General features: G+C 64.9%; 22 protein-coding genes and 1 other RNA gene. 12 read left to right on the top strand and 11 right to left on the bottom strand.

What is annotated here, in order from left to right:
- Positions 1-80: 80 nt before the first annotated feature.
- Genes ruvB through ruvC form a run of 4 tightly spaced genes read right to left on the bottom strand, consistent with a single transcriptional unit; the run spans position 81 to position 2,499 of the window.
- Positions 81-1,121 carry a Holliday junction branch migration DNA helicase RuvB gene (gene ruvB / locus FR728_RS15610; protein WP_149893675.1) on the bottom strand — a complete coding sequence of 347 codons (1,041 nt, stop codon included), beginning with the start codon at positions 1,119-1,121 and terminating at the stop codon, positions 81-83.
- Positions 1,111-1,356, bottom strand: coding sequence for an endonuclease (locus tag FR728_RS15605; RefSeq protein WP_149893674.1), 246 nt, complete (start codon positions 1,354-1,356; stop codon positions 1,111-1,113). Before FR728_RS15605 ends, ruvB begins: the two co-directional genes overlap by 11 nt.
- Positions 1,353-1,970, bottom strand: coding sequence for a Holliday junction branch migration protein RuvA (gene ruvA, locus FR728_RS15600; protein ID WP_149893673.1), 618 nt, complete (start codon positions 1,968-1,970; stop codon positions 1,353-1,355). The genes FR728_RS15605 and ruvA overlap by 4 nt, the downstream gene beginning before the upstream one ends.
- 13 nt (positions 1,971-1,983) lie before the next feature.
- Complete coding sequence (gene ruvC / locus FR728_RS15595; RefSeq protein WP_149893672.1) at positions 1,984-2,499, bottom strand: crossover junction endodeoxyribonuclease RuvC; 516 nt, start codon at positions 2,497-2,499, stop codon at positions 1,984-1,986.
- Positions 2,500-2,600: 101 nt separating this feature from the next.
- On the opposite strand from ruvC, the gene FR728_RS15590 reads away from it, so the two are divergent.
- The gene (locus FR728_RS15590) at positions 2,601-3,362 is read left to right on the top strand and encodes a sulfite exporter TauE/SafE family protein (protein WP_149893671.1); all 762 of its coding nucleotides are present in this window, start codon (positions 2,601-2,603) and stop codon (positions 3,360-3,362) included.
- 5 nt (positions 3,363-3,367) lie between these two features.
- On the opposite strand, the gene FR728_RS15585 is transcribed toward FR728_RS15590, so the two are convergent.
- The 5 genes from FR728_RS15585 to ssrS all read right to left on the bottom strand — a co-directional run bounded on the left by FR728_RS15585 (position 3,368) and on the right by ssrS (position 6,304).
- On the bottom strand, positions 3,368-3,670 hold the full coding sequence (locus tag FR728_RS15585) for a MazG-like family protein (protein WP_208998863.1): 303 nt from the start codon (positions 3,668-3,670) through the stop codon (positions 3,368-3,370).
- A 178-nt stretch (positions 3,671-3,848) separates the two neighbouring features.
- Entirely contained in the window at positions 3,849-4,583 is a 735-nt protein-coding gene (locus FR728_RS15580) for a YebC/PmpR family DNA-binding transcriptional regulator (protein ID WP_149893670.1), read from the bottom strand.
- A gap of 123 nt (positions 4,584-4,706) precedes the next feature.
- Positions 4,707-5,528 carry a TIGR00282 family metallophosphoesterase gene (locus FR728_RS15575; protein ID WP_149893669.1) on the bottom strand — a complete coding sequence of 274 codons (822 nt, stop codon included), beginning with the start codon at positions 5,526-5,528 and terminating at the stop codon, positions 4,707-4,709.
- A 16-nt stretch (positions 5,529-5,544) separates the two neighbouring features.
- A complete protein-coding gene (locus tag FR728_RS15570) occupies positions 5,545-6,111 on the bottom strand; it encodes a 5-formyltetrahydrofolate cyclo-ligase (RefSeq protein ID WP_149893668.1) in 567 nt (188 codons plus the stop codon).
- A gap of 36 nt (positions 6,112-6,147) precedes the next feature.
- Positions 6,148-6,304, bottom strand: a non-coding RNA gene (ssrS, locus tag FR728_RS15565) — 6S RNA.
- A gap of 359 nt (positions 6,305-6,663) precedes the next feature.
- On the opposite strand from ssrS, the gene FR728_RS15560 reads away from it, so the two are divergent.
- Complete coding sequence (locus tag FR728_RS15560; RefSeq protein WP_149893667.1) at positions 6,664-7,794, top strand: helix-turn-helix transcriptional regulator; 1,131 nt, start codon at positions 6,664-6,666, stop codon at positions 7,792-7,794.
- 16 nt (positions 7,795-7,810) lie between these two features.
- Here the strand turns inward: FR728_RS15560 and FR728_RS15555 are convergent, their stop codons facing one another.
- Both FR728_RS15555 and FR728_RS15550 read right to left on the bottom strand, forming a co-directional pair.
- Positions 7,811-8,182, bottom strand: a complete 372-nt coding sequence (locus tag FR728_RS15555; protein ID WP_149893666.1) for a cell division protein ZapA — start codon at positions 8,180-8,182, stop codon at positions 7,811-7,813.
- Between the two features lie 10 nt (positions 8,183-8,192).
- Positions 8,193-8,489, bottom strand: coding sequence for a DUF4164 domain-containing protein (locus FR728_RS15550; protein WP_149893665.1), 297 nt, complete (start codon positions 8,487-8,489; stop codon positions 8,193-8,195).
- A gap of 441 nt (positions 8,490-8,930) precedes the next feature.
- Here FR728_RS15550 and tkt point away from each other — a divergent pair, with 441 nt between their 5' ends.
- From tkt to FR728_RS15500, 10 genes are all read left to right on the top strand, one after another.
- Entirely contained in the window at positions 8,931-10,928 is a 1,998-nt protein-coding gene (gene tkt / locus FR728_RS15545; protein WP_149893664.1) for a transketolase, read from the top strand.
- A gap of 143 nt (positions 10,929-11,071) precedes the next feature.
- Positions 11,072-12,082, top strand: a complete 1,011-nt coding sequence (gene gap / locus FR728_RS15540) for a type I glyceraldehyde-3-phosphate dehydrogenase (RefSeq protein WP_149893663.1) — start codon at positions 11,072-11,074, stop codon at positions 12,080-12,082.
- A gap of 134 nt (positions 12,083-12,216) precedes the next feature.
- Positions 12,217-13,413: a phosphoglycerate kinase gene (locus FR728_RS15535; RefSeq protein ID WP_149893662.1), complete on the top strand. Its 1,197-nt coding sequence runs from the start codon at positions 12,217-12,219 to the stop codon at positions 13,411-13,413.
- A 245-nt stretch (positions 13,414-13,658) separates the two neighbouring features.
- A complete protein-coding gene (gene fba, locus FR728_RS15530) occupies positions 13,659-14,726 on the top strand; it encodes a class II fructose-bisphosphate aldolase (RefSeq protein ID WP_149893661.1) in 1,068 nt (355 codons plus the stop codon).
- Between the two features lie 574 nt (positions 14,727-15,300).
- Complete coding sequence (locus FR728_RS15525; RefSeq protein WP_208998862.1) at positions 15,301-15,942, top strand: thiamine phosphate synthase; 642 nt, start codon at positions 15,301-15,303, stop codon at positions 15,940-15,942.
- A gap of 23 nt (positions 15,943-15,965) precedes the next feature.
- A complete protein-coding gene (locus tag FR728_RS15520; RefSeq protein ID WP_208998861.1) occupies positions 15,966-17,084 on the top strand; it encodes a tetratricopeptide repeat protein in 1,119 nt (372 codons plus the stop codon).
- A 185-nt stretch (positions 17,085-17,269) separates the two neighbouring features.
- Positions 17,270-17,833, top strand: coding sequence for an elongation factor P (gene efp / locus FR728_RS15515; RefSeq protein ID WP_149893658.1), 564 nt, complete (start codon positions 17,270-17,272; stop codon positions 17,831-17,833).
- A gap of 81 nt (positions 17,834-17,914) precedes the next feature.
- A complete protein-coding gene (locus FR728_RS15510) occupies positions 17,915-18,709 on the top strand; it encodes an inositol monophosphatase family protein (protein WP_149893657.1) in 795 nt (264 codons plus the stop codon).
- A gap of 174 nt (positions 18,710-18,883) precedes the next feature.
- On the top strand, positions 18,884-19,873 hold the full coding sequence (locus tag FR728_RS15505; protein WP_149893860.1) for a flagellar motor protein MotA: 990 nt from the start codon (positions 18,884-18,886) through the stop codon (positions 19,871-19,873).
- Positions 19,874-19,876: 3 nt separating this feature from the next.
- On the top strand, positions 19,877-20,908 hold the full coding sequence (locus FR728_RS15500; RefSeq protein WP_149893656.1) for a peptidoglycan -binding protein: 1,032 nt from the start codon (positions 19,877-19,879) through the stop codon (positions 20,906-20,908).
- The last annotated feature ends 158 nt before the right edge of the window (positions 20,909-21,066 follow it).

Here is a 21,066-nt window from a genome sequence, read left to right as displayed (position 1 = left end):
AGGTCTCCGGTCTCGTCGTCAGGCGCGTGCCTGCCCGATCGGTGCTGCCCAGTCAGTCTGGCACAGTCAGTCTGGCCCAGTCAGTCCTGTTCGGTGAAGAGCCCGGGCTGGGCGGAGGGCGCGCTGTTGGGCACGGCCAGTCCCAGATGGTCGAAGGCCAGCGGCGTCAGCACCCGTCCGCGCGGAGTGCGCTGCAGGAAGCCGTTCTGGATCAGATAGGGCTCGACGATTTCCTCGATCGCGTCCCGCGGCTCCGACAGGGCCGCTGCAATCGTCTCGATGCCCACTGGCCCGCCGCCAAAATTCACGGCGATCTGCTGCAGGTAGCGCCGGTCGAGACTGTCGAGCCCGGCCCCATCCACCTCAAGCTGGCTGAGCGCCCGGTCGGCAAGCGCCCGGTCCACCGTGTCCACGCCGGAGAAGACGGCGAAGTCCCGCACCCGCCGCAGCAGGCGCCCTGCGATGCGCGGCGTGCCGCGGGACCGCTTGGCGATCTCGCGCGCCCCGTCTTCGGCCATGCCGATGCCGAGAATGCGCGCCCCGCGGTTGACGATGTGTTCCAGTTCCGGAACTGTGTAGAATTGCAGCCGCACCGGAATGCCGAACCGGTCGCGCAGCGGCGTCGTCAGCAGGCCGAGACGGGTCGTCGCCGCAACCAGCGTGAACTTGGCCAGATCGATCTTCACCGAGCGAGCCGCCGGCCCCTCCCCGATGATCAGGTCGAGCTGGTAATCCTCCATCGCCGGATAGAGCACTTCCTCCACCGCCGGATTGAGCCGGTGGATTTCGTCGATGAAGAGAACGTCCCGCTCTTCCAGATTGGTGAGCAGCGCGGCCAGATCCCCGGCCTTGGCGATCACCGGGCCGGAGGTGGCACGGAAGTTCACGCCAAGCTCTCGGGCCATGATCTGGGCGAGCGTTGTCTTGCCGAGCCCCGGAGGGCCAACGAAGAGCACGTGATCAAGGGCTTCCTGCCGCGCCTTGGCCGCGCCGATGAAGACCTTGAGATTGGCGCGCGCCTGGGCTTGGCCGACGAAGTCGTCCAGCGCCTGGGGGCGCATGGTGGTGTCGATCTCGTCGCCCCGGATCTCCGGGCTCACGATGCGCGGCTCATCCGACATTGGACACCACCGCGATCAGCAGGCCGATCAGGCCGAAGCAATAGAAGACCTTGGCCAGCGAGAAGAGCCAGAACTGACGGCGAACGAAGGGATCGTCGCTTTCGATCTGGCGTCCCTTGATGGCAAACGGCCGGTCGCCGACCCGCTGGGAGAACCAGTGATCGAGCATGAAGATGCCGCCGAAGGCCAGAATGACAAAGACGACGCCGATGATGGCATAGGCAAGGGCGATCACTGTGCCAGCTCCTTGAGGCCGAGACGGATGAGGGTTTCGGTCGAGGCGTCCTCGCCGGCGGACTGGGCAGCGCGCGCCACGGCGGCCGCCGCCTGCGGCTGACCGTAGCCCAGATTGGTGAGGGCCGACACGGCTTCCGCCACCGGACGGCCCGCCACGTTGTCGGCCACCGACTGGGACACGGCGATCGTGCCCGCATCGATGCTGGCAAAGCCCGGAGCCTTGTCCTTCAGCTCGGCCAGAATGCGCTCCGCCACCCGCTTGCCGACACCCGGCGCCCGCGAGATCGTGGCCTTGTCGCCGAGCGCGATGGCATTGGCGATTTCCGAGGCCTTGAGGATGCCGAGCACCGCCAGCGCCACCTTGGCGCCAACCCCCTGCACCGTCATCAGCAGACGGAACCACTCGCGCTCCGCCTCGTCGGAGAAGCCGTAGAGCCGGATCATGTCCTCGCGCACCAGCGTCTCGATGCTGAGCACGGCAGCCTCTCCGGCCCGCGGCAGATGCTGCAGGATACGCGAGGGGCAATGCACCTGATAGCCGACCCCATGCACGTCGAGGATCACGTAGTCCTCGCCATAGCTGTCGATGGTGCCCTTGAGTTTTCCGATCATGCCTGCTGTCCGCTCACGCGGCCCCCAACTGGGCCAGACGGCCGCTGTTCGTGTTGCGATGATGCGCGTGACAGATGGCAATGGCCAGCGCGTCGGCGGCGTCGTCCGTGTCGAACACGGCCTTGGGCATCAGCACCTTCACCATGACGCGGATCTGTTCCTTCTCCGCATGCCCGGTGCCGACGACCGTCTTCTTCACCAGGTTCGGCGCATATTCCGAGACCGGCACCCGCGCAAGGGCCGGCACCAGCAGGGCAACCCCACGAGCCTGCCCCAGTTTCAGGGTCGCGCCCGCGTCCTTGTTGACGAAGGTCAGCTCCACGGCGGCCTCGGCCGGCTGGTGCAGCTCCACCACGCGGGTCAGGCCATCGTGAAGCTGGACCAGCCGCTCGGCCAGGCTCAACTTGTTGTCGGAGGTCACGGTCCCGGACGCCACGAAGCTCAGACGATTGCCCGTCACCTCGATCAGCCCCCATCCCGTCCGCCGCAAGCCCGGATCAATGCCGAGCACTCGAATCGGATGCATCATAGAACAAAGCGGTAACAAAACTTCCGCGTTGACGCCAGCACAAGCCCCGGCTACGCAGGAAACAACCTTCTCTTTTCCAGTGCGGACGCCCCGCGGACCCCATGTTCGACCTGTTTGCCACCACCTCTGCGGGAACCATGGCGTTCCTCTGCGCGGTCCTGTTCATCGCGGGCTGCGTGCGGGGATTCGCGGGCTTCGGGGCCGGCATGATCTACATGCCCGTGGCCACCGCCCTGCTCTATCCGCCCACTGCGGCCGCCGGCTTCCTGGTGCTCGACTTCGTGGTTGCCATGCCGCTCGTCATCAAGGCCCTGCGCCTCTGCGACTGGCGGACGATCATCCCGGCGGTCGTCGCCTCCATGATCTTCGTCCATGTGGGCACCTGGCTGATTGCCACCCTCGACGTGCTCATGCTGCGCTGGTTGATCTTTGCGATTGTCGCCGGTGTTCTGGTGCTGCTTGTCTCCGGCTGGCGCTATCACCGCCAGCCCTCGACACCCGTGTCCTTCGGCGTCGGCGCGGTTGCCGGCGTGCTGGGCGGGGTCAGCCAGGTCGCCGGCCCGCCAGTCGTCGCCTTCTGGCTGTCGAGCGCGAAGGAACCGGCGATCGTCCGCGCCAATCTCATCGTCTTCTTTGCCGTTTCCAGCATCGGCACCGTCTTCGCCTACTGGCTGCGCGACTTCTTCACCCTCGATGTGGCAAGGCTCTTGGTCACCGGCATTCCCGCCTATGGGCTGGGCCTTTTCCTCGGCTCCACCGGCTTCCGAACCGCCGACCCGAAATTCTACCGGGTCATCGCCTACAGCCTGATCGCCATCGCGGCGGTCACCTCCATGCCCGCGATGGACGGCCTCCTGCGCTAGGGTCCTCAGCGCTGGTCGAGCGTCTTCTGCCATTTGGCGACCTTGGTCGACACCAGCCGTTCCAGATCGCGCTTGAAGGCCTCTTCGCTCTCGCTCGCCTGGGCGAGCACCGCCAGCGCCACGATGATCACGTCGACCGCTTCCTCGCGCACATCGGCGAGATCGAGACCCTTGTAGGCCGATCCCGGCGCTCCGGTGGCCGACAGCACCGCCTGCGCCACCTCGCCCGCCTCCTCGCACAGCTTCAGCGCCCGCTCCTGCAGGGTCTTGGTGTCATTGGCGGTCAGCTCGAAGAGATTGTCGATCATGCGGGTCCTGCGGGGCTCGAAGGGCGGAGGGTCATCTCTGCCCCCACGGCGCCGCGAGCGCAAGCCTCCCGGTCCTCAAGGCGCTCCTCGCTGTCACCTTTGCCTCCCCCGCACGCCCGCCCCACAAACAAAAACCCCGGCACGATGGCCGGGGCTTTCAGAAGCGGACGAAACAGCCTCAGGCGAGGGCGGCTTCGTCGATGTCGCAGTTGGCGTAGACGTTCTGGACGTCGTCGTCTTCTTCCAGCATGTCCAGCAGCTTGATCATGCCGGGAGCCTTTTCGGCGTCGACCGGCGTCAGGTTCTGCGGCTTCCAGATGATCTTGACGGTCTCGGCTTCGCCGAAGCTGGCTTCCAGAGCCTTGGCAACCTCGTTCAGATCCTCGAAGGCGGTGTAGATGGTGTGACCGTCTTCGTCGCTCACCACATCTTCGGCACCTGCTTCGATGGCGGCTTCGAGCACCGCATCCGCGTCGCCAATCTGCGGCTTGTAGGTGACTTCGCCGACCCGGTCGAACATGAAGGACACGGAGCCGGTTTCACCCAGAGACCCGCCGCACTTGGTGAAATAGGAGCGGATGTTGGAAGCAGAGCGGTTGCGGTTGTCGGTCAGGGCCTCGACCACGACGGCAACGCCATTCGGGCCGTAACCCTCGTAGCGGACTTCCTCGTAGTTGTCGCCTTCACCAGCCTGCGACTTGTTGATCGCGCGCTGGATGTTGTCCTTCGGCATGGACTGGGCCTTCGCGTTCTGGATGGCCAGACGCAGGCGCGGGTTGGCATCGGCATCCGGGCCGCCGACCTTGGCTGCCACGGTGATTTCCTTGGACAGCTTGGAAAACATTTTCGAACGGATCGCATCCTGGCGACCCTTGCGATGCATGATGTTCTTGAACTGTGAATGTCCTGCCATGGCTCTTCTCGGCTCTTGCGCATAGGTGTCGGAAAGTTGCGATGCTTATAGGCAAAGCCGCGGACAAAATCCAGCGCCCCGCGCAAGCAACGGGAGGCGCGCCTGTCCGCGTCTGCCTTGCGGTCAGCTCCAGAACGGAGGCAGAACCGGATCGAGCCGTCCACCGATGCGAACCGGCGCCACCTTGAGCGCCAGGCCGGTGCGGTCGTCGGTCTCCACCGCCACGCCGCAGATCGTTGCGTCGCCGCCGGCCGGAGTGAAGCGCCCGCCGGGGATCTTGCGCAGGAAGCGGTTCACTGGCTCGTCCTTTTCCATGCCGAGCACGCTGTCATAGTCGCCGCACATGCCCGCATCGGACATATAGGCGGTGCCATGGGTCAGGATCTGGTGGTCGGCGGTTGGCACGTGGGTGTGGGTGCCGACCACGAGCGACACGCGGCCATCAAGGAAATGCCCCATGGCCTGCTTCTCGCTGGTGGCTTCTGCATGCATGTCGATGATGATCGCATCGGCCACCTGGCCGAGAGGGCAATCATTGACCACCCGGTCGATCACGGCAAACGGATCGTCGAGCGGGTCCATGTAGACCCGGCCCATCACATTGGCGACCATCACCTGGGCCCCATTGCGGGCGGTGAAGAGATGCGCTCCCCGGCCGGGCGTGCCCTTGGGATAGTTCACCGGTCGCAGCAGGCGGTCCTGCCGCTCGATATAGACGAGCGTGTCGCGCTGGTCCCAGGAGTGATTTCCGAGCGTCACCACATCGGCGCCCGCATCCAGAACATCCTGCAGGATCTGTTCGGTGATGCCGAAGCCGGAGGCGGAGTTCTCGCCATTGACCACGACGAAGTCGAGCTGATGATCCTCGATCAGCCCCGGAAGCTGGTCAATGACAGCGGTGCGACCGGTCCGTCCGACCAGATCGCCGAGAAAAAGAAGCTTCATGGGGCCTCGAGCAGTTTCAGAAACGGCGGAACCCGGCCTCGGTCAGGATGCCATCCAGCGGCCGGTCATGCGGCTCGGCCGGAACCCGGTCCACCTCCTGTGCCTCGAACGCAAGTCCGATGCAGGTCCGTCGGCGGTCCCTTTCCAGCGCGGCCAGCGCCTTGTCATAGTGGCCCTTACCATAGCCGATCCGGTTTCCAAAGCTGTCAAAGGCGGCAAGCGGCATGAGAAGCACGTCCGGCGTCACCTGCTCCGCGTCGGGACCGGGCGCCTGGGTGCCGAAGCCCGCGGGCTGCAGCGTCGCCCCCCGTTCCAGCACCCGGAACAGCAGGTGCGGCTCGGACACGACAGGCAGGCAGAGCCGGTGCCCCCGCTCGCGCAGCGCCGACATCAGGGGGCGGGGATCGATTTCATCACGGATGGGCCAGAAGCCCGCGACCATGCAGCCGGGCGCAAGCTCCAGCGCCGCCACGTGTTCGGCAAGGGTCAGCCCGGCCTCGATGCGCAGCAGCGGATCCATGGCGGCCCGCCGGAGAAGGGCATCCTGGCGGAGCCTGTCCTTCAGCGCAGCCAGCGTTTCCATGGAAAACCATCCGGACGAAAAGAAAGGGGAAAAGGAAGGACAGCCACCCGACCGTTGGAAGATGCAATCCCGGAGAACCTACTGTGTAGGTGGGCGCCGTGTGCAACAGACCACGGTCCGAAGCGGGGACAGCTCCCGAAGGAATGCGTAAGGCCCCGGGGAATAAGTTTCCTGACGTATCGGGCAGCCGCAAGTCCCATATAATCCTCCTGCGCGGCCCTGACCAGCCCCCGCCGCATCGTGAGCTGCGGAAGGGCGCGGGAAAATTTTTCCCCGACACAAGAAAAAAGAGCCAGACACAAGGTGTCCGGCTCAAAGAGTCTATGGAAACCGGTGCGGGTACCAGCTTCCCGTCGGGCAACGGCAAAAACACCGTCAATGTCTAGCACTTCAAAATAAAATGACTCGATAGAAATATCTTGATCAAACAGTCAGGTTCTTGCCACGATCCTGACAGGTTCCACACCCCCCATTTGGGGAATGAACCGGAAGAGGATCCGCAGGTGTCACAATTATGCGACACCGTCTTGAACCAAACTCGGGAGACGCAGGGTGAAAGTGGGGTGCGGGGAAGAGGCGCTCGTGGAGGCCATGTTCGAGGCCGCGATCCACCCGGAGCTCTGGCCGGACATCCTGACGGCCGTCTCCGACCACGTAGCCGGCGGCCCATTCAACGTCCTGTGCCTAGGCAATGCGGATGAGCGCCCTCTCTTCGACTGCTTTGTCCGCGGCGACCGGCAAGGCTACGAGACCTATCTCTCCGATTACATCCTGATCGACCCGCGCATTCCCCGGCTGGAACAGGCGCCCGTCGGCAAGGTCCTGCTCGAGCATGATGTCCTCAGCGAGGCCGAACTGCGAACCGACGTCGCCTACAACGAATGCCTCTCCCGCTGGGGCATGCGCAATCTCGCCCAGGGCAACCTGTCGAGCGGCGACGTCTTCACCGGCTTCGCCCTGGCACCGCGCAACGACCGGAACCCCTTCACCTCCGAGCAGGTTGCCGCGATCTCCAGACTGATGACGCCCCTGCGCCAGGCCACGCGCGTCACCGTGGCGAGCCTGGAATTGCAGCAGCAGCGGCGGACCCTGGGCGACCTCTGGTCCCTCTCGGGCAAGGGCGTTCTCATTCTCGACCGCCACGGAGCCGTGCTCTTCGCCAACCGGCTGGCAGAAGAGCATATGCGCGGCGGCACCCTGCTGAGCCACACAGGTCATCTGAGCTTCGCCGATCCGGCCGCCCAGCGCCGCTGGCGCAAGCAGCTGGATCTTCTCGCCGGAGACAAGGCACCCCGTTTCTCGGAGTTTCTGACGCCCTGCTTCCAGCAGCCCTGTGATCTGGCGGTGCGCGTCATCATCGACCCGGCCCTACCCTCCCGGCTTGCTCCGGTGTCGCGCGGCCGGATCCTCTTGCTGATCACGCCCATGACCAACACGCTGGACCTCTCGGATCAGGAGGTCCGCCGGTTTGCACAGCTCTTCTCGATCTCCCCGGCCGAATGCCGTGCGATCGGGGCAATTGCCCGAGGCGAAACGCTTGATGATCTGGCCCGCTGCCATGGGGTGAGCGAGGATACGGTGCGCAAGCAGCTGAAATCCGCCATGGGCAAGTGCGGCGTCTCTTCCCAGAAGGCGTTGATCTCACGGCTAGAACGCTTCTGTTTCCTGAGCCGGGCCTTGTGAGGAAGGCGTGGTCGGGTCAGGTGGGCTTGAGGCTGCGCGAGACGCTCTGGGCGAGCCCCTCGATGCGGGCTGCGACCTGTTCCAGCGCCGCTGCTGTTTCCGCCTCGCGGGCGCGCAGCCCGTCTTTGCCCGACTGGGCATCGCGGCGCAGCTCGGCAAGCTCCCGCTCCAGGTTGGCGACGCGCTTTTCCATCTCCACCAGCTGGTCGGTGGCCATGATGCCGGCCATCACCGTGAGACGCTGGTCGCCGATCTCGCCGAAGGACCCCTTGAGGTCCGAGATCCATCCGTCGAAGCGGTCGGCAAGTGCATAGAGACGCTCCTCCTCCCCTGCATCGCAGGCCATGCGGAAGGAGCGGCCGTTGATCGTGACGTTGATCTGCACCATGAGCGGACCGTCAGCCTCCGTGCACGTTGAGAACGCCGCGGATGGTCTCCATGGCGGTCACCAGACGGCGGGACACGTCCCGGTTCGCATCGCTCAGGCGATCAGCGCGCGCCTGCACATGGTCGAGCCGGTTGGCCAGATCGGACCGGTCTTCGCTCAGGCGCTGCAGGTCTTCCTGGAGGGAGGACAGGGAATGGTCGGCCTTGAGGCGCCGATCAACAGCCCCCTCCAGACCGTCCACGGCCTTGATCAACCTGTCCAGGGCCGACTCGATCGAGAGCTCGGCTTGAAAACCCGTATCCGCCATATCCGTCCATGTTCCATCTGCGGGCCGCTTGCGCAGGTCGAATGCACAGGCATTGCAGGGGGGCCTCAGGCCGACGAGCCTACAGAAAAAAGCTCCCTGCGGGAAATTGTTCGGGCGACCGACATGCCTCGGTCCCCCGATCCTGAAAAGTTTTCAATCAAACGAGGGCTGTCGATCACTTGCCCGAAGGGCCGAGTGCCTCATTCCGCCGCGCCTCCGAAGATTAGGCAAGGGGTCTTCTTCCCGTCAATGGCGACCTGTCCAGAATCCTCAATTCCCTTTTTGACAAGGCTCAACGCGTGCCGCACCCGCGCGCGCTTTATTGACTCACACAAGGTTCCTGATATTTGTCGGGCGCCTTTCCGCCTTGAGGCCCCGTCTGGCCGCACCCAAGGCGAACCGACGTCCACGGCATCGCGCCGCACAAGCCACGGAACATACATGACCGATCTCGACAAACATCAGCGCATGGCAAATGCAATCCGCTTCCTTGCCATCGACGCGGTGGAAAAAGCCAAGTCCGGCCACCCGGGCCTGCCCATGGGTGCCGCGGACATTGCGACGGTCCTCTTCACCCAGTTCCTTAAGTTCGATCCGACCGCCCCGGACTGGGCGGACCGCGACCGCTTCGTGCTCTCCGCCGGCCACGGCTCCATGCTCCTCTACAGCCTGCTCTATCTCCTGGGCTACGAGGACTTCTCCCTGGACGAGCTGAAGAACTTCCGCCAGCTGGGCGCCCGCACCGCCGGTCACCCGGAATTCGGCCATGGCGCCGGCATCGAGACCACCACCGGCCCGCTCGGCCAGGGTCTTGGCACCGCCGTGGGCATGGCCATTGCCGAGAAGCTGCAGGAAAGCCGCTTCGGCAAGGACCTGGTGGATCACTTCACCTATGTGCTGGCCGGCGACGGCTGCCTGATGGAAGGCATCAGCCAGGAAGCCCTGTCCATGGCAGGCCACCTGAAGCTGAACAAGCTCATCGTCATCTGGGACGATAACGGCATCTCCATCGACGGCGCCGTGAGCCTGACCGACAGCACCGATCAGGTCGCACGCTTCGCCGCATCCGGCTGGAACACCCTGTCCGTCGACGGTCATGACCCGGCAGCCATCGCCGCCGCCCTGCGTCAGGCCCAGGCCAGCGACCGCCCGACCCTGATCGCCGCCAAGACCACCATCGGCTTCGGCGCACCGAAGAAGGCCGGCACCAACGGCGTTCACGGCTCTCCGCTGGGCGCGGACGAGATCGCCGGCACCCGTGCGGCCCTCAACTGGACCTACGAGCCCTTCGAGATCCCGAGCGACATTCTCGACGCCTGGCGCATTGCCGGCCTGCGCTCTGCCCATGCCCACAAGGACTGGCAGAAGCGCTTCGCGGCCGTCGACGCCGAAACCCGCGCCGAGTTCGAGCGCCGCAACCGCGGCGACCTGCCGGCCGGCTTCGAAAAGGCCGTGCTCGACTACAAGAAGCAGCTGGCCGAAGACCAGCCGAAGATGGCCACCCGCAAGGCCTCCGAAGCGGTCCTCACCGTGCTAAACGAAGTGGTGCCGGAAACCATCGGCGGCTCCGCCGACCTGACCGGCTCCAACAACACCAAGACCAAGCAGACCGCGCCGGTCACCCCGGACGATTTCTCCGGCCGCTACATCCACTACGGCATCCGTGAACATGGCATGGCCGCAGCCATGAACGGCATGGCGCTGCATGGCGGCGTGATCCCCTATGCCGGCGGCTTCCTGATCTTCTCCGATTACTGCCGTCCGTCCCTGCGCCTGGCCGCCCTGATGGGCCAGCGCGTCATCCACGTGATGACCCATGACAGCATCGGCCTCGGCGAAGATGGCCCGACCCACCAGCCAGTCGAGCACTATGCCGCCCTGCGCGCCATTCCGAACATGAACTTCTTCCGTCCGGCAGACATCACGGAAACCCTGGAATGCTGGCAGCTGGCCCTGGAAACCCAGGACAAGCCGTCCATCCTCGCCCTGACCCGCCAAGACCTGCCGTCCCAGCGCAAGTCCTTCGAGGAAGACAACCTCTGCGCCCGCGGCGCCTATGTGCTGGTCGACAGCGACGATGATGCGGCCGTGACGATCTTCGCCTCCGGTTCGGAAGTCGAGATCGCCGTGGAAGCCCATGGCGAACTGAAGGCAGCCGGCATCGCGGCCCGCGTCATCTCCGTGCCGAGCTTCGAGCTCTTCGAAGCCCAGTCGGACGACTACAAGGCCTCCATCCTGGGCAAGAGCCCGGTCAAGATCGCCGTGGAAGCCGGCATCCGCATGGGCTGGGACCGGTTCATCGGCTCCGACGGCATCTTCATCGGCATGACCGGCTTCGGCGCCAGCGCCCCCGCCAAGGTGCTCTACGAACACTTCGGCATCACGCCGAAGGCTGTGGTGGCCGCAGCCCGGGCCAAGCTCGGCGCGGATCCCAAGTAAAATTGATTTAAAAGGCACCGCCGCCCGGAATACCTTCCGGGCGGCGGTTTTCGAATGAACCCAAAAGGCGTATTCACTCGCAATCTCAATTCGCTGAGACAGGGCGCCACCGTCGGCGCCAAGACAACTTCGGGGAGTTAAACATGGTAACCAAGGTTGCAATCAACGGCTTCGGACGCATCGGCCGCAACGTGCTGCGCGCGATCGTCGAATCCGGCCGCACCGACATCGAAGTGGTCGGCATCAACGACCTCGGCCCGGTGGAAACCAACGCCCACCTGCTGCGCTATGACAGCGTGCACGGCCGCTTCCCGGCTGAAGTGACCGTCAGCGGCGACACCATCACCATCGACGGCGGCAAGCCGATCAAGGTGACCGCGATCCGCGACCCCAAGGACCTGCCGTGGGGCGACCTCGGTGTTGACGTTGCCATGGAATGCACCGGCATCTTCACCGCCAAGGACAAGGCCTCCGCACACCTGGCCGCTGGCGCCAAGCGCGTGCTGGTCTCCGCTCCGGCCGACGGCGCCGACAAGACCATCGTCTTCGGCGTGAACGACAAGTCCCTGACGAAGGACGACCTGGTCGTTTCCAACGCCTCCTGCACCACCAACTGCCTCTCTCCGGTCGCCTATGTGCTGAACAAGGCCGTCGGCATCGAGAAGGGCTTCATGACCACGATCCACTCCTACACGGGTGACCAGCCGACCCTGGACACCATGCACAAGGATCTGTATCGCGCCCGTGCAGCCGCCATGTCCATGATCCCGACCTCCACCGGCGCCGCCAAGGCCGTCGGTCTGGTGCTGCCGGAACTGAAGGGCAAGCTCGACGGCGTCGCCATCCGCGTTCCGACCCCGAACGTCTCCGTGGTAGACCTGAACTTCATCGCCTCCCGCGAGACCTCCGTGGAAGAGATCAACGCTGCCATCAAGGCTGCCGCTGACGGCGAACTGAAGGGCATCCTGGGCTACACCGAGGACCAGCTGGTTTCCGTGGACTTCAACCACAACAGCCACTCCTCGATCTTCCACATGGACCAGACCAAGGTCATGGAAGGCACCTTCGTCCGTATCCTGACCTGGTACGACAACGAGTGGGGCTTCTCCAACCGCATGTCCGACACCGCTGTCGCCATGGCCAAGCTCATCTGAGCATGATCGGGACCACCATCCTGACCTGATCCATCCGGGGCGGACACGGGAAACCGGATCCGCCCCGTTTCGTTTGTCCGGGCCGCGCTGCCCTGCCTTTTTGCGCCCGCCCGCCGAGCCCTCACGGAGATCCCATGACTTTCAAGACCCTCGACGATCTCGCCGACATCAAGGCCAAGCGCGTCCTGCTGCGCGTCGACCTCAACGTGCCCATGGATGACGCGGGCAAGGTGACCGATGCCACCCGCATCGAGCGCGTGCTGCCGACGATCCAGGAACTGTCCGCCAAGGGCGCCAAGGTGATCCTGCTGGCTCACTTCGGCCGTCCGAAGGGCGAGCGCGTCGCCTCCATGTCCCTGGAGCCGGTTGCCCAGGCGCTGGCCGACTATCTGCTCCAGCCGGTCGACTTCGCCGACGACTGCATCGGCACCTCCGCCGAAGAGGCCATCGAGGCCCTGTCCGAGGGCGACGTGCTGCTTCTGGAGAACACCCGCTTTCACAAGGGTGAGGAGAAGAACGACGCCGAGTTCGCCAAGGCCCTTGCCGCTCTGGGCGACATCTACGTGAATGACGCCTTCTCCGCCGCCCACCGCGCCCATGGCTCCACGGAAGGCGTCGCCCGCCTGCTGCCGTCCTATGCCGGCCGCACCATGCAGGCCGAGCTGGAAGCCCTCGCTGCTGCCCTCTCCACCCCGGTTCGCCCGGTGCTGGCCGTCGTGGGCGGCGCCAAGGTCTCCTCGAAGATCGACCTGCTGGAAAACCTCGTGTCCAAGGTCGACATGCTGGTGATCGGCGGCGGCATGGCCAACACCTTCCTGGCCGCCCAGGGTCTGGATGTGGGCAAGTCGCTCTGCGAGCATGACCTTGCCGACACCGCCCGCAAGATCACCGCTGCCGCCGAAAAGGCCGGCTGCAAGATCATCCTGCCGACCGACGCCGTGGTCGCCCGCGAGTTCAAGGCAAATGCCGCCAGCGAGACCGTCGCCGTCGACGCCGTGCCGGCCGACGCCATGATCCTCGACGCCGGTGCAGCTTCCGTCGACGCCGTGAAGGCGTCCATCGCCGACGCCGCGACCCTGGTCTGGAACGGTCCGCTGGGCGCTTTCGAGATCGCCCCCTTCGACATGGCGACCGTTGCCGCCGCCAGGTTTGCCGCAGAGCAGACCACGGCCGGCAAGCTGAAGTCCGTCGCAGGCGGAGGTGACACCGTCGCCGCCCTCAATCATGCGGGCGCGGCCGAAAGCTTTTCCTACGTTTCCACCGCAGGCGGAGCCTTCCTCGAATGGCTTGAGGGCAAGGAACTGCCCGGCGTGAAAGCTCTCGAGATTTAAAAAATTTAAAAGCCCGGCCCCGCGCCGGGCTTTTTGTTTCGGACTGGATTTATTTTCCCGTCCGAATTAAAGATATCCCGAATTTGGCGCAACTAATTGCAATTTAATTGATTTAGATCGCGGGCGCAGATCTTCCAAATGGCTAGTCTTTTGCTAGAACCATTGCGAAATTCGCGTCCTGCAACCGCGACGGGGCGTTTCCTGCGCTCCAACCTGATTTCGCCTCTGACCTACGGGAGACTGTCATGGCTCGCATCACCCTGCGCCAACTGCTCGATCACGCCGCCGAGCACGACTATGGCGTGCCGGCCTTCAACATCAACAACATGGAACAGGCGCTCGCCATCATGGCCGCTGCCGACCAGACCGATTCTCCCGTGATCATCCAGGCCTCGCGCGGCGCCCGTTCCTATGCCCACGACATCATGCTGAAGCACATGATGGACGCGGTCTGCGAGATCTATCCGCACATCCCGGTCTGCGTGCATCTGGACCACGGCAATGAGCCCGCCACCTGTATGACCGCCATCCAGGCCGGCTTTACCTCCGTCATGATGGACGGCTCCCTCGAGGCCGACGGCAAGACCCCGGGCAGCTGGGACTACAACGTCGGCGTGACGAAGACCGTGACCGACATGGCCCATCTGGGCGGCATCTCCGTGGAAGGCGAGCTCGGCGTGCTCGGTTCCCTGGAAACCGGCATGGGGGACAAGGAAGACGGCCATGGCGCGGAAGGCGTGCTCAGCCACGACCAGCTGCTGACCGACCCGGAAGAAGCGGTGAAATTCGTCCGCGAGACCAAGGTCGACGCGCTCGCCATCGCCATGGGCACCTCCCACGGCGCCTACAAGTTCACCCGCAAGCCGGACGGCGAGATCCTCGCCATGCACGTGATCGAGGAAATCCACCGCCGCCTGCCGGAAACCCATCTGGTCATGCACGGCTCGTCCTCCGTTCCGCAGGACCTGCAGGAAATCATCAACAAGTACGGCGGTGAAATGCCCCAGACCTGGGGCGTTCCGGTCGAGGAAATCCAGCGCGGCATCAAGAACGGCGTGCGCAAGATCAACATCGACACGGACAACCGCATGGCCATGACCGGCCAGATCCGCAAGATCCTGACCGAGAACCCGGGCGAGTTCGATCCGCGCAAGTACATGAAGCCGGCCCGCGATGCGATGCAGAAGCTCTGCGTCGAGCGTCTGGAAGCCTTCAACACCGCCGGCAAGGCCTCGAAGATCGGCCGCATCATCACGCTGGCCGAAATGGCCGCCCTCTACAAGAAGGGCAGCCTGGATCCGAAGATCGCCTGATCCGGCGCGTCTCGCCAGACCCAGACACCGAAAGGATCGGCCCCGTGCCGGTCCTTTTGCGTTTCAGGACTGGCACCAGCCTGCACCATGACGGGTCGTACAGACGGAACCACCCAGGCTCACCGATCCCGGATCTCCACTGCACTGCATCCGGGATGACGTCGGAGAGGCAAAAAACGCTTCCGCACCGGCCTTTCCGCCGTCCCGGACGCAGCGCAAGCGGAGATCCGGGACGGCGCGGAGCGCGGGGGGCTGCTCGCGAGAGTACCCTCCCCATCGTCATCCCGGCCTTGAGCCGGCAATCCAGACTGGATGCTCGACACGAGGCCGAGCAGGACGGCGGGCGGAGCGCGCGGGACACTGGCACGGTCTGCAGAGCACCGTCCCTGTGCAGAGAGTGGGAGCCCGTCCCCATGCGCGGATGAACCGATGCACCCTGCCCGAGCCCCATTCACCACTTCTGCAAAGAAGTCACTTGCGCCGCTCTTTCGCCCCGATTAGGGACAATAGATCCGAGCGCCCGCCCTCCGGCGGCAGCGCACCCGAGCCTATTTCAGTCTGGAAGATCCGCCCCGTGAACCGCCCTCGCCTCTTTCTCGTGACCCCGCCCGCCTTTGACCTGGACACCTTCGTGCCCAGCCTCGAGGCCGCCCTGAGCGGAGGCGACGTGGCCTGCGTGCTGATCTATCGCCCCGACACCGACGGCCGCACCCTGCAGACGATCGCGGAGCGCCTCGTGCCGATCATCCAAGGCGCCGGCGCGGCCGCCCTGATCTACAACGATACGCAGGTCGCAGGCCGCTGCGGCGCCGATGGCGCCCATGTGGACACCTCTCTTGAAGACCTGAAGCTGGCGGTCGAAAGCCTTCAGCCTGCCAAGATCGTTGGCGGTGGCGGCACCAAGCTGAAGCACGACGACATGGAATGGGCCGAGACCGGGATCGATTATCTCTTCATCGGCCGGCTCGACCTCGAAGAAAAGCCCGAGCCCCACGACAAGACCCTGTCCAAAGCCCAGTGGTGGGCGGAGCTCTTCGAGACCCCCTGCGTGGCGCTTGCCGGCTCCGACATCGAGAGCGTCGATGCGGCCGCCGCCACCGTCGCCGATTTCGTTGCGGTGAAGGACGCGGTCTGGACCCACGCGGACGGCCCGGCCGCAGCCGTGGCCCGCGCCAACGCGATCCTCGACAGCCACGAATTCCCGGACGCGGAATGACCATGTCGGCCGGCGGAGACAGGATGCTGCGTCGCGTCGCATCTTCGGGCAAATTGTCCGTCCTTGCGATGACGATGGCCTTCACCTGCCTGCCGGCTGTCGCGCAGGAACAGGCTGGCACCGGCGCGTCCACGCCCGACACGCCGTCGACGTCCATTGTCACCACCGCCGAAGCCCCGCCCAAGACCGCCCGCCCGCTGGCCGAAGGCGAACTTCCCAGCACGGTGATGGTGCCCCCGCCGCCGGGCGATCTCTCCGGCATCGATCCGCTGGACCTGGCCTATGGCGCCTTCCAGCGCGGCTGGTTCATGACCACGGCCGTGCGCGCCAAGCCCCTGGCCGATGGGGGCATCCCCCAGGCGCAGACGCTGATGGGCGTTCTCTATCAGGCAGGGTTGGGACTGAAGAAAGACATGACCAAGGCCGCCGCCTGGTACGCCAAGGCTGCCGAAGCCGAGGACATCACCGCCACCGAACAGCTCGCCCAGCTCTATCTGCTGGGCGAGGGCGTGCCGGCTGACAAGTCGAAGGCTGCCGACCTGTTCGAGAAGGTCGCGGCGACGGGCAACCCCGCCGCCATGTACAATCTCGCCCTGATCTATCAGGAGGGCGTCGGACGCCCGCAGGACGTGACGAAGGCCCTCACCCTTCTGCGCCAGGCCGCCGAAGGCAACCATCCGGACGCCCAGTACAATCTCGGCCTGTCCTATCTCCAGGCCGCCGAGGAGGACAAGTCCGACGCGGATGCGGAAACCCTGCGCCAGGGCGCCTTCTGGCTGGGCCGTGCCGCCCGGCGCGGTCACGTGGAGGCACAGGTCTATTACGGCATCCTGCGCTTCCAGGGCCGCGGGGTGGAGCCGGACGAGCGCGAGGCCGCCGACTGGTTCGAGCGCGCCGCCCAGTCCGGCAACGCGGTTGCCATGAACCGGCTCGCCCGGTGCTTTGCCGCAGGCCGCGGCCGCGACCCCGATCCGGTGGAGGCGGTGCGCTGGCACTTCCTCGCCAGGACCCTCGGCGTGAACGACGAAGCCCTGGACAAGCTGGCCGCCTCCCTCGACGAGGACACCCGCAAGGAGGCTGAACGCATGGCCCTGCAGTTTTCCGCGCCCGGCCAGAAGCTGCCGGAGACTGCGTCCCGCTAGGCACACGGGAAGAGCCTCTTCACCACAGCTGACGTGCGGGGACGGCGGTTTTTCTTTTTTGCTTGAAAGCTGCCAGCATTTGTGTAGGACAGGCCGCACACTGGTTTCGCGCGGCCGCTGTTTGCGTGTGCTGCCCGGCGCGTCTCCGAAAATCTGTCATTTTCTCTATCGCAATCGGTCGTTCCATGAAAATCAACGGTAACGAAATCAAGCCGGGTAACGTTCTGCAGCATCAGGACACCCTCTGGGCCGTCGTCAAGACCCAGCACGTGAAGCCGGGTAAGGGCGGCGCTTTCGCTCAGGTCGAGCTGAAGAACCTCCTCGACGGCCGCAAGCTGAACGAGCGTTTCCGCTCGGAAGACAAGGTCGAGCGCGTCCGCCTGGAGCAGAAGGACTTCCAGTACCTCTACACCCAGGAAGACCAGCTGGTGTTCATGGACACCGAGACCTACGAGCAGCTGGAACTCCAGGCCGATTTCGTCGGCGACCGCGCCGCCTTCCTGCAGGACGGCATGATGGTCACCGTGGAAATGCATGAAGAGCGTCCGATCGGCATCAGCCTGCCGCAGTTCGTGACCCTTCAGATCACCGAGGCCGATGCCGTGGTGAAGGGCCAGACCCAGTCTTCTTCCTACAAGCCGGCCGTTCTGGAAAATGGCGTGCGCGTTCTCGTTCCCCCGTTCATCACTTCGGGTGAAAAGATCGTCGTCGACACCGGCACCATCGAATACGTGAAGCGCGCCGACTGAGGCTGCCGCTTTTCCTGACTTCAACTTCCGGCCCGGCGCCCCTGAAAAGAGGCGTCGGGCCCAAGAATTTCGGCGAGAACAATGGCCCGTACAGCAATCCTCAATGTCATGGTTCAGGCCGCCACCAAGGCTGGCCGCAGCCTCATCCGTGATTTCGGTGAGGTCGAAAACCTTCAGGTGTCGCGCAAGGGGCCGGGGGACTTCGTCTCGGCGGCCGACCGTCGCGCCGAAGACATCATTCGCGCCGAACTGATCAAGGCCCGTCCGAACTTCGGTCTGGTCATGGAAGAAAGCGGCGTCATCGAAGGCACCGACGGTCAGCACCGCTGGCACGTTGACCCGCTCGACGGCACCACCAACTTCCTGCACGGCATTCCGATCTTCGCCAGCTCCATCGCGCTCGAGCGTCAGGGCCAGATCGTCGCCGCCGTGATCTTCAACCCGGTCATGGACGAGCTCTACACCGCCGAGAAGGGCCGTGGCGCCTTCCTGAACGACCGCCGCCTGCGCGTGGCCGGCCGCTCCGAGCTGCCGGAAATGGTCTTCGGCACCGGCCTGCCCTTCATCGGCAAGGGCGACCATGGCCGCGCCCTGAAGGAGCTGCGCCACTTCATGCCGGAAGTTGCCGGCATCCGCCGCTGCGGCGCGGCATCCCTGGACCTCGCCTGGACCGCCTCGGGTCGTCTCGACGGCTACTGGGAACACGACCTCAATTCCTGGGACATCGCGGCAGGCACCCTGCTGGTCAAGGAAGCCGGCGGCTGGGTCTCCGACCCGGACGGCAAGCAGGGCTTCCTGGAAAGCGGTTCCGTGGTCGCGGGCAACGAATATGCCCACCACCACATCCTGCGCCTGCTGAAGGAAGCGCGCGGCTGAGGGTTCTCACCCCTTTCGCAGCCCGATTGATGCCTTGCGACGCCCCGGATTTCCGGGGCGTTTTGCTGTCCGGCCCTGTGTGACATTTCAAACAGTTAACTTTAACGGTTCCCAAGCCTCCGAAAATCACGCTATCAATCTGTGACCGTTCCACGAGGCGATTGATTGGCGACCATGTCACGCGACTACGACCCCTACAGCCTGTCCAGCCCCCGGGCCTACCTGTCCTTCATGATCATCTTCCTGGTGATCGTGGCCTTCATAGCCTTCATCCTGAACCGGCAGATTTCCGAAGCCTTCATGAGCAATCCGGGCCTCAACGGCCTGATCGTGCTCGTCGCGGCCTTCGGCGTCCTGCTGCTTTTCGGCCGTGTCATCCGCCTGTTCCCGGAGATCTCGTGGGTCAACAGCTTCCGGCTGGGCGACCCGGCCTTCGAACGCCGCACCCCTGTCCTGCTCGCCCCCATGGCGACCCTTCTGGGCAACAAGGTCGGCGAGATGGCCCTGACCCCGACCACCGCCCGCTCGATCCTGGAATCGATCGGCATGCGCCTGGACGAAAGCCGCGAGATCTCGCGCTATCTCACCGGCCTGCTGGTCTTCCTCGGCCTGCTCGGCACCTTCTGGGGCCTGCTCCAGACGGTCAGCGCCGTAGGCGCCACCATCCAGAACCTCAACGTGGGATCGGGCGATGCCAACGTGATCTTCGAGGATCTCAAGGCCGGGCTCGAGGCGCCGCTGTCGGGCATGGGCACCGCCTTCTCGTCCTCGCTCTTCGGCCTCACCGGCTCGCTCATCCTCGGCTTCCTCGACCTTCAGGCCGGCCAGGCACAGAACCGCTTCTACACCGAGCTGGAAGACTGGCTCTCCACGGTGACCGACATCGAACCGGAGGATCCCTTCATCGATCCGGCCACCGCCTCCACCACCCAGCAGATCCAGGCCTCCATCGCCCTCTTGCAGAAATCTGTCGAGGAAGGTGGCAACCGGGCCTCCACCCAGGCCATGGCCAATCTGGCCGAGGGCATTCAGGGCCTCGTCAAGCATGTGCGCTCCGAGCAGCAGATGATGCGGGAATGGGCCGAGGGCCAGAGCGCCCAGCAGAAGCGGGTGGAAGACCTGCTCGCCTCCATCGCCGCCGCCTTCGACCGGGCCAAGGAGTAATCCATGGCCGGATACCGCCGCCGCCGGAGAGCCCAGGACACCGACTACTGGCCGGGCTTCGTGGATGCCATGGCGACGCTTCTGCTCGTCATCATCTTCCTGTTGTCGATCTTCATGCTGGCGCAGTTCTTCCTGTCCCAGCAGCTGTCCGGCCGCGACACGGTGCTGAACCGGCTGAATGCCCAAATCAGCGAACTGACCGAGCTCCTTGCCCTGGAACGGGCGAGCAATTCCGAGCTCGAGGACACCATCGCCGGGCTCCAGTCCAGCCTGTCGTCGGCGACCGACGAACGGGACCGGCTGCTCGGCCTGCTCGACACCCAGTCCGGTGCGGTGGACGCAGCCGGAGGACGGGCTGCCCAGCTTGAAAACCTGCTCGATGACGAGAAGCAGGTGTCCCGCCGAGCCCTTGCCCAGGTGGAGCTCCTGAACCAGCAGATCTCCGCCCTGCGCCGCCAGCTTGCCGCCGCCAATGCCGCGCTCGAGGCCTCCGAGGCCAAGGAGAGCGAGAGCCAGGCCAAGATCGCCAGCCTCGGCAAGCGCCTGAACGCCGCCCTCGTGCAGCGGGTGCAGGAACTCTCCCGCTACCGCTCCGATTTCTTCGGCCGCCTGCGGGAAATCCTGTCCCAGCGCTCCGACATCCGCGTGGTCGGCGACCGCTTCGTCTTCCAGTCCGAGGTTCTCTTCGACAGCGGGTCGGAGGAGATCAACCCGGCCGGTCAGGGCGAACTCGACAAGCTGGCCGAAGCGATCCTCGAACTCAGCCGGCAGATCCCGGAAGAGATCAACTGGGTGCTGCGCGTCGACGGCCACACGGACGCCCGCCCCCTCTCCGGCACCGGCCGCCTGCGCAACAACTGGGAACTCTCCGCCGCCCGCGCCATCTCCGTCGTGCGCTACCTGATCGACAAGGGCGTCGACCCAAAGCGCCTCGTCGCCGCCGGCTTCGGAGAATTCCAGCCGCTTGAAGACGGCGACACCCCGGAAACCAACGCCAAGAACCGCCGCATCGAACTGAAACTCACGGAGCGCTGATCGGCGACGCGTCATCCCTGCGCAGGCAGGGATCCAGTAACCGGCTGAGGCTGCTGCCTTTTTCGACAACGCGCGCCGATGGATACTGGATCCCGGGTCAAGCCCGGGATTGTTCGTTTTGGATGCTGTTATGATGGGGGTGCTCTCCCGGCTGTCTT

Origin of the sequence: Roseibium aestuarii, from assembly GCF_008477545.1 — a bacterium.
GTDB lineage: Bacteria > Pseudomonadota > Alphaproteobacteria > Rhizobiales > Stappiaceae > Roseibium > Roseibium aestuarii.
Note: the sequence above shows the minus strand (reverse complement) of the source record. Positions and strands in the feature narration are given on the sequence as shown.